The following is a 9,338-nucleotide window of genomic DNA, read 5'->3' as shown; positions in this document are numbered from 1 at the left end:
TAGAGCTTTTTTACAGCCATTTGTAAATAAACCTTTGTTTACTCCTACTATACCGAACTTTAATGAATGTTTTATGCACCCGTTTTTTTAATTAAGTCACAAAAAACAATAGTTCAGTAACTCTTATTTTTAAAGATAATTCTGTCTTAGCACTAGGTTCAAATAGTCTACTTAAACTAGAAAAATTTCTTTTTAAGCCAGTAGAAAAGGAATATGATTTTGAACTATTTTTAGAAAAAGGTTCTCTATCTTTTGAATCTGGAAAGATAAGTAACTTATCACCAGAAGATTTTATTTTAAAAACTCCAGATGGAACAGTTGCCATAAGAGGCACGAAGTTTGCAGTTAAGGTTCAATAAGTAGTTTTAAAAAGGTGTCTGCCATCATTTCATAACCTTTTGCATTTGGATGAACGTAGTCACTTTTTAAAGATCTGTTTAACTCTATATGAGTTAGAACTTCGTCTTCTAAAAATATATCTTGTGCATCTGCAATCTCTTCATATAAAGGCAGTGCTCTAAATCCAAAAACATTAAAGTCAGGTACGGAAACTAAAATCACTTGTGCTCCACTCTCTTTTATAAGTCTTACCATTGATTCTAAATTATTCTTTAAATCTTCATGAGATAGTTTTTGAAGTATGTCATTTCCACCATGACAAAGAATAACCACATCAGGCTTTTCTTTGAAAAGAAAAGGTAAGCGAAGTAAACCCTCTGCACTTGTCTCACCATTGATACCTGCATTTATAACTCTTAGTCCACTTTTTTCTTGTAAATACGCAGGATAACTTGTATCTTGTGTTGCTCCAAAGCCATGGGTTAAACTATCCCCAAATGCCAATACTACAGAGTCTTTATCAAGTAAAATTTTCGGCAATCTATCCCCACTCTCTTTTGTGTAAACTATAATTATAACAATAATAATCACGAAGAATGTCATCAATGTTGTTTTGCTCATAAGCTAATTATAGCATGTGATTATTTCTAAATAATTGACACTTACTTGCCACTGCAAAGATGTATACTCATTTACGATAAATTAGATTTTATAAAAAGAGGAGCATTATTTTGGCTAAAAAAATAATTTTAGTAGATGATTCAAAGACAATTTTAGCGACAGCGGAAATGGCATTAGAGGAGTTAGTTAGCGCTGGTACTATTACTTTAAAGACTTATATAAATCCGGATGAGTTAAGAGATGCACTCCTTAGTGGTAGTGAAGATTTCGACTTACTTATAAGCGATATAAATATGCCTCAGTTAAATGGTCTTGACCTTGCAAGAGAGCTTAAACAACATGCATCTTTTAAGACTAAACCAATCCTTATACTAACAACTGAAAGTTCTGCTCAGATGAAAGCACAAGGAAAAGAAATAGGTGTTACTGGATGGTTAGTAAAACCATTTAGTGATGAAAAATTAGTAAAAGCTATGAAGATGGTATTAGGACTTTAATTATGGGTGAAATAAAAAAGAATAAAAAGCTTACTTCTGCAAATAGATATTTGACATTTTGTGTAGATGATGAAAAGTACGGTATTCATATCTCTAGAATAAAAGAAATCATTGCCACAATTAATATTACTCATATCCCAAAAACTCCAGCCTTTGTAAAGGGAGTTATCAACTTAAGAGGTTCTATCATTCCTGTTGTAGATATTAGACTCAAGTTTGGTATGGAAGAAAAAGAGATGGATATTAATACTGCCATTATTATTTATGAAGTAGATAAGGCTTCTATTGGCTTTATAGTTGACCAAGTAGATGATGTTCTATCAATAGACAAAGATCATATCGCTGAAGCTCCACATTTTGGGAGTAATATAGATACATCTTTTATAGAAAATGTTGCTGAAGTTGAAAATGATGTAATTATGCTTTTAAATCTCGAAAAGATATTTGAAGCAGAAGAGTTATTAGACATTAGTAAGTTAGAAAAAGATGAAACACAAAAAGAAGAGGAAAAATAATATGAATAACCTGACATTAGGTAAAAAAATAGCAAGTGCTTTAGGTATGGTATTAATTATTATGGTAATGCTTGGTGCTATGGCAATATATAATATGAAAATTGCAGAGAGTAATGCGATGGCATTAAACGAAAAGTATGTTCCAGAAGTTAGAATTGCAGGTGACATTCAAAACTACTTTGCAAAAGTAAGAATTGATGCCTCAAAATATATATTTACGGAACAAGACAAATATACAACTGGTATAAATACTAATTTTGAAAAAACGAATAAAGCTGTAAAGGAAATAAAGCAGTTAGTTCAAGATCAACCAACACTTCTTACACTTAAAAAGCTTGTTCCACCTTTGGAAAAAGAAATTACAAATTATCAAAATAGTATGCTAAAGCTAGAGGCAATATTTAAACATAAAAAAGAAATTAGAGCTGATTTAGATAAAAATGCCGGTACTTTTATGTCTGAAGTAAGAAAACTCTTAAAAGTTCAAGAAAACAAATTGAAAATTGATTTAAAGAACAAGCTCCCTTTAAATAAAATAAATCAAAGAATAAGTAAAATAAATACAATCATAGACTTAGGAAATGAAGCTAGAATAGCAAATTTCAAGTCAGCATCTCGCCGTGATGTAAAAATCTTGCAAGAAGGACTAGCTACCTTTGATGAATTGGATAAAATTTATGTTGAATTAAAAAGTATTACTAGCAAACAAGCAGATATAAGCTCTATAAATGCAGTAGCTAAAGCTGGAAATGCTTATAGAGAAGCACTAGAACAACTTTTAAAATCAGGTGAAGATACAAATAATATTCTTAAAGAATTGGTTGGGATTGGAGTTAAAGCATTAAAAGCAGTTGAAGACGTTTATAGCGCTGGGTTAAATGGAACTACAGAGCTTGCAATGGAATCAGATAAAACAATGGAACTAGCTGTTAAGACTATGATTATTGGTCTTATTATAGCACTTCTTATTGGTATGGCTCTTTCATTTTTCATCACAAGAAATATTACAACAACTATTGTAACAGCAGTAAGATCTATCTTAGAATCAAACGATCAAGTAGTAAGTGCATCTACAGAGATTGCAGACTCAGCATCTAGTCTTGCTGAGGGTGCGAGTGAACAGGCGAGTAGTGTTGAGCAAGTTAGTGCAACAGTTGAAGAGTCAACTGCAATCAATACTCAAAACTCTGGGAATGCTAGAGAGGCTGATATATTAGCAAAAGATGCTCAGAATTCTGCACAAGATGGAGCTGCTAAAGGTGAAGAGCTTATATTGGCGATGTGTGAGATAAACACTTCAAGTGAGCGTATTTCTAAAATCATTAAAACTATTGATGAGATTGCTTCACAGACTAAACTTCTTGCACTAAATGCTGCTGTTGAAGCTGCTCGTGCGGGTGAACACGGACTTGGATTTGCTGTTGTTGCAGATGAAGTTAAAAGTTTAGCACAGAGATCTTCTGATGCTTCAACTGAAACAGCTGCTATTATTGAAGAGTCAATTGCTCAGACTAGAAAAGGTTCAGAGATTTCAAAAATGACATCTCAAGCATTTCAAGATATTTTAGAACGTATTTCTAAAACATCTAATCTAATCGGAGAAATTTCTATATCTGCTAAAGAGCAGAGTGAGGGAATGAACCAGATAGCTACAGCTATGGGTGAGATTGACCAAGTTACTCAGCAAAACGCTGCAACAAGTGAAGAAGCTGCTGCATCTGCTGAAGAGCTAAATGCACAAGCAGTATCAATGAAAGAGACTGTAAATGTAATTGCATTAATGGTTGGTGAGAGCACAACACAGACATCAGCATCTACTTCTTCATCTACAGTTAAAAATAGTAGAAAAGTAAAACGAGCACCTCAAAGAGCTAGAAATACTAAATCAGCACACAAAAGTACTGAAGATGTTTTTCCTCTTAATGAAGAGGATCTTAAGGAGTTCTAGATGACTATTGATGGAGATATTCTTGAAATTGATTTAGACATGGATATTAAGGATGTTCTTGAGTTGAAAAACTTTGTAGAGGACAGACTTGAGTACATAGAAGAAGTAGCTATAACAGGAGACTTAGAAGCCTTTGCATCTTCTTCACTTTTGCAACTTCTTCACAGCATAAAACTCTCAAAACCTTCAATTCAAATCAATGCAATAGAGCAGGATTTAAAACTTGAAGAATATGGAACACTTCATTGGATAAAAAATGACTAAAGAAGATATAAAAAATATTTTTATTGAAGAAGCTAGCGATATCATCGAAAAACTTGATATAGATATTATAAATTTTGAAGAGGACCCTGAAGATAAAGATCTCTTAAATGAACTTTTTCGTGGAGTTCACACTTTAAAAGGGAGTGCAAACTCTTTTGGATTTGGTAGACTTGGTAAGTTTGTACATCATTTCGAAGATGTTCTTGATCACTACAGAAATACAGATGACAGTGTAAATCATGGTGATATAGATTTGTTCTTAAGCTCAGTTGATATTATTAAAGATGTTATGTACAGAGAAATCGATGAAAATGACGGTGTACCTGAGAACTATGAAAAAGTTTTAGCAGGAATTCAAGCGATACTTGAGCATAAAGTTGGAGTAGGTAAAGAAGAAGAATTACCAGACTTAGCTGCTGAATTTGCAGAAATAGAAGAAGTAGAAGAAAATTTACCAGTGATTAAAAATGCAAGCTATAAAGAAGATGATTTAATTCGTATGAAGAGTCTTGTAAAAGATGCTCATGAACTTTACCACATCCAACTAACGCTTGATGATGATATTTACTTCCGTGGCTTTGATCATGCCAAAATATTTAAACTTCTAAGTGATGAGGGTACTATACTCGAATCATGGTGGGATATGAAGGATGTTGTATCTCTTAAAGAATTTAATCCAGAAATAAACAATATTAAAAGTGTTGATCTGTTTTTATATAGCGATAAACCATCAGAAGATATAGAAGAAATTTTCGAATATGTTGATGAGAGTGAATTTACTTTTGTACATATCCCCAAAGACATAATACAAAAGCCAGAGCCTAAACCTTTAGCCGAAGAAGATATTAATTTTGGAAAAAGAGAAAAGGACGATAAATCAGGGAGAAGAGGACCAGACAGAAAAGATACAGGACGTCGTAAACATGATGCTCGATCATTCGTAAAGATTGATACAAATAAGCTTGATGAACTATTTGATTCTGTAGGTGAACTTGTAATTGCTCAAAACTATATAGCAGAGAGTGAAGATATTAAAAAGATCAAAAATGAGGGTGTAAACAAGACTATGAATATCCTCTCAAAGATAACACGCTTAATACAAAACCGTGTTATGGCTTTGAGAATGGTTGCAGTTAATGATACTTTCGAGAAGATGAAACGTGTGGCTAGGGATGCTTCAAATAAAGTAAATAAAGAGATTTCTCTTGAAATAGAAGGAGCAGAAACCGAAGTTGATAAAACAATGGTAGATGCACTCTCTGATCCATTGATTCATATTATGAGAAATGCTATTGATCACGGAATGGAAGACTCTGCTAAAGATAGACTAGCACAAGGTAAAACTGCTATCGGTGTTATAAAACTAAAAGCCTTCCACCGAGGTGGTAATATTGCCATAGAAGTATCAGATGATGGACGTGGAATAAACAGAGATAAAGTGTTTGCCAAAGCTGTAGAGCGAAGAATAGTAAGCGAAGACGCAGAAATGAGTGATGCTCAAGTATTTGCTCTAATCATGCAAGCTGGTTTTTCAACTGCAGATGTAGTTAGTGATATATCAGGAAGAGGTGTAGGTCTTGATGTAGTAAGATCTTCTATAGAAAAACTTCATGGTCGCGTTGAAATCGCTTCAGAAGTTGGCAAAGGTTCAACATTTACTATACTACTTCCACTAACCTTAGCAATAATAGATGGGATGCTGGTAAAGAGTGCTAACGATACTTTTATTATCCCTACTCTTTCTGTTTTAGAGTCATTTAAACCAGCTAAAGAGATTATTCACTCAATTAAACATCAGGGGGAGTTTGTTGATTTAAGAGGTGAGATGATTCTTATAGTAAGACTAAATCATGTTCTTGAAATAAGTGAAGACAAACCAGAAATATCTGAATCTACATTAATGTGTGTAGAGAGTGAAAAAGGCAAATATGCCATCTTAGTTGATGACCTTATAGGAAGACAACAAGTTGTTATCAAAACACTTGGAGCAACTCTTTCAAGAATAAAAGAACTCTCAGGCAGTGCTATTATGGGTAACGGTGAAATCGCTTTAATTTTAGATGTAGAAGAGCTCTTGGGGCAAGGTAATAAAGGAGAATAAGTGAATAGTTTCAATAAAGTTCAATCCTTAAAAGAGATAGCTAAAAACTTAAAAATACTTTATGTAGAAGATGATGATGATCTTCGAGATAGAACAAAAAAGTTTTTTTTAAAAATCTTTAATCATGTTGATATAGCTGTAAATGGAAAAGAAGGTTTAGAACTTTATATAGAAAACTATTTACAAACAAATACATACTACGATATTGTAATAAGCGATATTTACATGCCTAAGATGGATGGTATTGTGATGAGTAAGGCAATATTAGAAATGCATAAAGAGCAAAAGATAGTAATCATGTCTGCAACTGAGGAAAGAAAATACTTAGTTGAAATTATTCACCTTGGCATAGAGAGTTTTATTCAAAAACCTTTTGACTCCAAACAAATGGTTGATCCTCTTTATAAAGTGTGTATGAGTTTCCAATTTTCAGACTTACAGTATTTTAAGGCACTAACTCAAGCTTCTATTGTTTCTAAAACAAATACTAATGGTGTTATTACCTATGTTAATAATAATTTTTGCAATATTACAGGTTACACTAGAGAAGAGATGATAGGTAATACTCACCGTATATTTAAACATCCTGATAATTCTCCTTTAATTTATGCAGATTTGTGGCAAACAATAACATTAGGAAAGGTATGGAGAGACCGCATGATAAATCTTAACAAAGATGGCTCAGGCTTTTATGCAGAAACTACTATCATTCCTCTTATAGGAAAAGATGGAAACATAAAAGAGTATATGGCCATTCGTAACGATATTACTGACATGCTCAAACTTAAACGTGAGGTTGAAGCAAAGAAAATATTTTTACAAAGAGAAGAACAGCTAAAAGAGGCTAAAAAATCTTTTTTACTTGTTTTTACTCATGAGCTTAAAACACCACTAAATGCAATAATAAACTTTAGTAAATATATTAAAAAGCAGATGAAAAACCATCAAATAATAAATCATGAAAAAATTTCAACTCTTTTAGATTCTGTTTTAAATAATGCAACTGACATGCTTGAAAACATAACTCAAATTCTAGAAGTATCTAAATTAAATACTGGAAAATTAACTTATTCATACGCACTCTTTAATGCAAATGAACTTATTAACCACACAATCAAAAAATTTGATTCTCTCATAGATGCTAATAATATTAATTTATCATTTGAGACTCAAGAAGAAGCTTTTATATATAGTGATGAAAACCGTGTAAAGCAAATAGTCTCTAATGTTCTTTCAAATGCTATCAAATATGGAAAAGATGAGATAAATATTATGATAACAAATAATAGCAACGTTACTGAGATATCCATAGAAGACAATGGCTTAGGTATAAAAAATAAAGAAGAAATTTTCACTCTATACGCACAAGAAGAAGATGCCTTATTATCTAGACAATCCAAAGGAACAGGTATTGGTCTTTACTTTGTAAATCTTCTTTGTAGAGATTTAAAAATAGACTACAAAGTCGAAGATGCAAAACAGAGTTCTGGAACCAAATTTACACTTATATTTAAAAATAACAGAGAAGGGTAATTTATGAAAATATTAATTGTCGATGACATCACAGATAACAGAACAACTATAGAACTTTTATTAGAAGAATTTGATGACATGCAAACATCACAAGCGAATAGCGGACAAGAAGCTATTGATATTTGTAAGAATGAGCATTTTGATATTATCTTTATGGATATTATGATGCCAAATATTGATGGGATTACTGCAACAAAGGTAATTAAATCATTTGATTCAAAAGTAATGATTTTAGCTATAAGCGCACTAGATGATGAAGAGTCTAAAAATAAGATGCTAGAGAGTGGTGCAGAAGACTATATGACTAAGCCAATTGAGGATGAGCTTTTTTATCAACGTGTTAAAAACTATATTCAAATTGTACAAGCACGTAAAATTAAACTATCTAATTTAGATGCAGTCAATGAATTTACGCAAGAGGTATATTCAAGGTCATTAAAATTCAACATTACATCAATGCAATCTCTTTCCCAATTTTGGGACTACTATTTAAATGAAGCTTCTTACTCTATAGAAAACTTAGAAGAGTGCATCAGAATGATTTATGCCTATGGTCAACTCTCTTTAAAAAAAGAAGTTAATTTTTCCATAGTTTCTGAGGAAAATGAAGATAATCTTTTCTTGACACTCTCTCCACTAAATATAATCAATGAATTAGTTATACAACGCACTCTTTTAAAAAATTATTCTAATGCAATTTTTATTTTAAATAATCAAAATCTATCATTTCGACTTCCAAAAGGGAAAATAGTAGAAGATTCAAATTTAGATAAGCGTGAAATTACAAGCTATGAACAGGACATTCTATCAAAAACTCACTTTGATAAAATGACAGCTATACAGTATGTTGATAATACGGCTATATCTCTTATGGACAAAATTGAAGAGCTTGAAAGTATTGAAGATATAATCCAATCAGCTGCAATTTCTTTTGAATCTGAAGCTACACAAGAATCATTAATTAAGATGACAGAAGGACTTGACACTTATGTTGATGTAATTGATCAACTTATGTCATTTGAACACTTTGCATTTGGGCTAAATACTTTAAATGAATACTTAAAAATATTAGACTTAGAATCGGTAGAAGAAAAGGACCATAGAAAGTTTTCTACACTGTTTATGCACTTAATAGATGATATAGCACAATGGAGAAATATTATATTTATCCTAAAAGATGCCAATGATGTTCATTATTTGGATTCATCACTTTTAAGTTCATGTTTACAACTTCAGTCTATTTTTGATAAGAAAGAAGTAGTACAAGATGATGAGGATGATTTTGAACTATTTTAAAAAGATAAATATATACAATATTCCAGTATACAGCATATTAATAATTATTTTAATAAATATTGTATTTCTTTATAACGTAAATAACAAAGTAAATGAGACAAAAAAATATATCTTATTAGAGGAGTATGTAGATAGTTTTAAAAGCGAATTATTTATTACTCAAGTAATACTTATTGATATAATTCATGATAAAAAAAATACTATACAATGGAACAATGCTAATA

At 31.5% G+C, this 9,338-nt stretch carries 10 protein-coding genes; 9 read left to right on the top strand and 1 reads right to left on the bottom strand.

Going from position 1 to position 9,338, the window contains the following annotated elements; translation table 11 throughout:
- The first annotated feature begins 125 nt into the window (after positions 1-125).
- Positions 126-359, top strand: coding sequence for a FecR family protein (locus QZZ48_RS12340; RefSeq protein WP_294966333.1), 234 nt, complete (start codon positions 126-128; stop codon positions 357-359).
- Here QZZ48_RS12340 and QZZ48_RS12335 read toward each other — a convergent pair.
- Positions 346-879 (bottom strand): GDSL-type esterase/lipase family protein, encoded by a 534-nt coding sequence (locus QZZ48_RS12335; RefSeq protein ID WP_294966331.1) that lies wholly within the window; start codon positions 877-879, stop codon positions 346-348. The two genes, QZZ48_RS12340 and QZZ48_RS12335, sit on opposite strands and share 14 nt — an antisense overlap.
- Positions 880-1,070: 191 nt before the next feature.
- On the opposite strand from QZZ48_RS12335, the gene QZZ48_RS12330 reads away from it, so the two are divergent.
- From QZZ48_RS12330 to QZZ48_RS12295, 8 genes are all read left to right on the top strand, one after another.
- A complete protein-coding gene (locus QZZ48_RS12330; protein WP_294966329.1) occupies positions 1,071-1,457 on the top strand; it encodes a response regulator in 387 nt (128 codons plus the stop codon).
- A 2-nt stretch (positions 1,458-1,459) separates the two neighbouring features.
- Positions 1,460-1,972 carry a chemotaxis protein CheW gene (locus QZZ48_RS12325; protein WP_294966327.1) on the top strand — a complete coding sequence of 171 codons (513 nt, stop codon included), beginning with the start codon at positions 1,460-1,462 and terminating at the stop codon, positions 1,970-1,972.
- 1 nt (position 1,973) lies between these two features.
- On the top strand, positions 1,974-3,920 hold the full coding sequence (locus QZZ48_RS12320) for a methyl-accepting chemotaxis protein (RefSeq protein ID WP_294966324.1): 1,947 nt from the start codon (positions 1,974-1,976) through the stop codon (positions 3,918-3,920).
- Entirely contained in the window at positions 3,921-4,184 is a 264-nt protein-coding gene (locus QZZ48_RS12315; RefSeq protein WP_294966321.1) for a hypothetical protein, read from the top strand. It begins immediately after the preceding gene.
- Positions 4,177-6,285 (top strand): chemotaxis protein CheA, encoded by a 2,109-nt coding sequence (locus QZZ48_RS12310; protein ID WP_294966320.1) that lies wholly within the window; start codon positions 4,177-4,179, stop codon positions 6,283-6,285. Before QZZ48_RS12315 ends, QZZ48_RS12310 begins: the two co-directional genes overlap by 8 nt.
- The gene (locus QZZ48_RS12305; protein ID WP_294966317.1) at positions 6,286-7,818 is read left to right on the top strand and encodes a response regulator; all 1,533 of its coding nucleotides are present in this window, start codon (positions 6,286-6,288) and stop codon (positions 7,816-7,818) included. It begins immediately after the preceding gene.
- 3 nt (positions 7,819-7,821) lie between these two features.
- A complete protein-coding gene (locus QZZ48_RS12300; RefSeq protein ID WP_294966315.1) occupies positions 7,822-9,114 on the top strand; it encodes a response regulator in 1,293 nt (430 codons plus the stop codon).
- Positions 9,101-9,338, top strand: a 238-nt coding sequence (locus QZZ48_RS12295) for a hypothetical protein (RefSeq protein ID WP_294966313.1), incomplete at its 3' end; no start/stop codon positions are given. The genes QZZ48_RS12300 and QZZ48_RS12295, both read left to right, overlap by 14 nt.

The organism is Sulfurimonas sp., from assembly GCF_016744025.1.
Taxonomy (GTDB): Bacteria; Campylobacterota; Campylobacteria; order Campylobacterales; family Sulfurimonadaceae; genus Sulfurimonas.
Note: the sequence above shows the minus strand (reverse complement) of the source record. Positions and strands in the feature narration are given on the sequence as shown.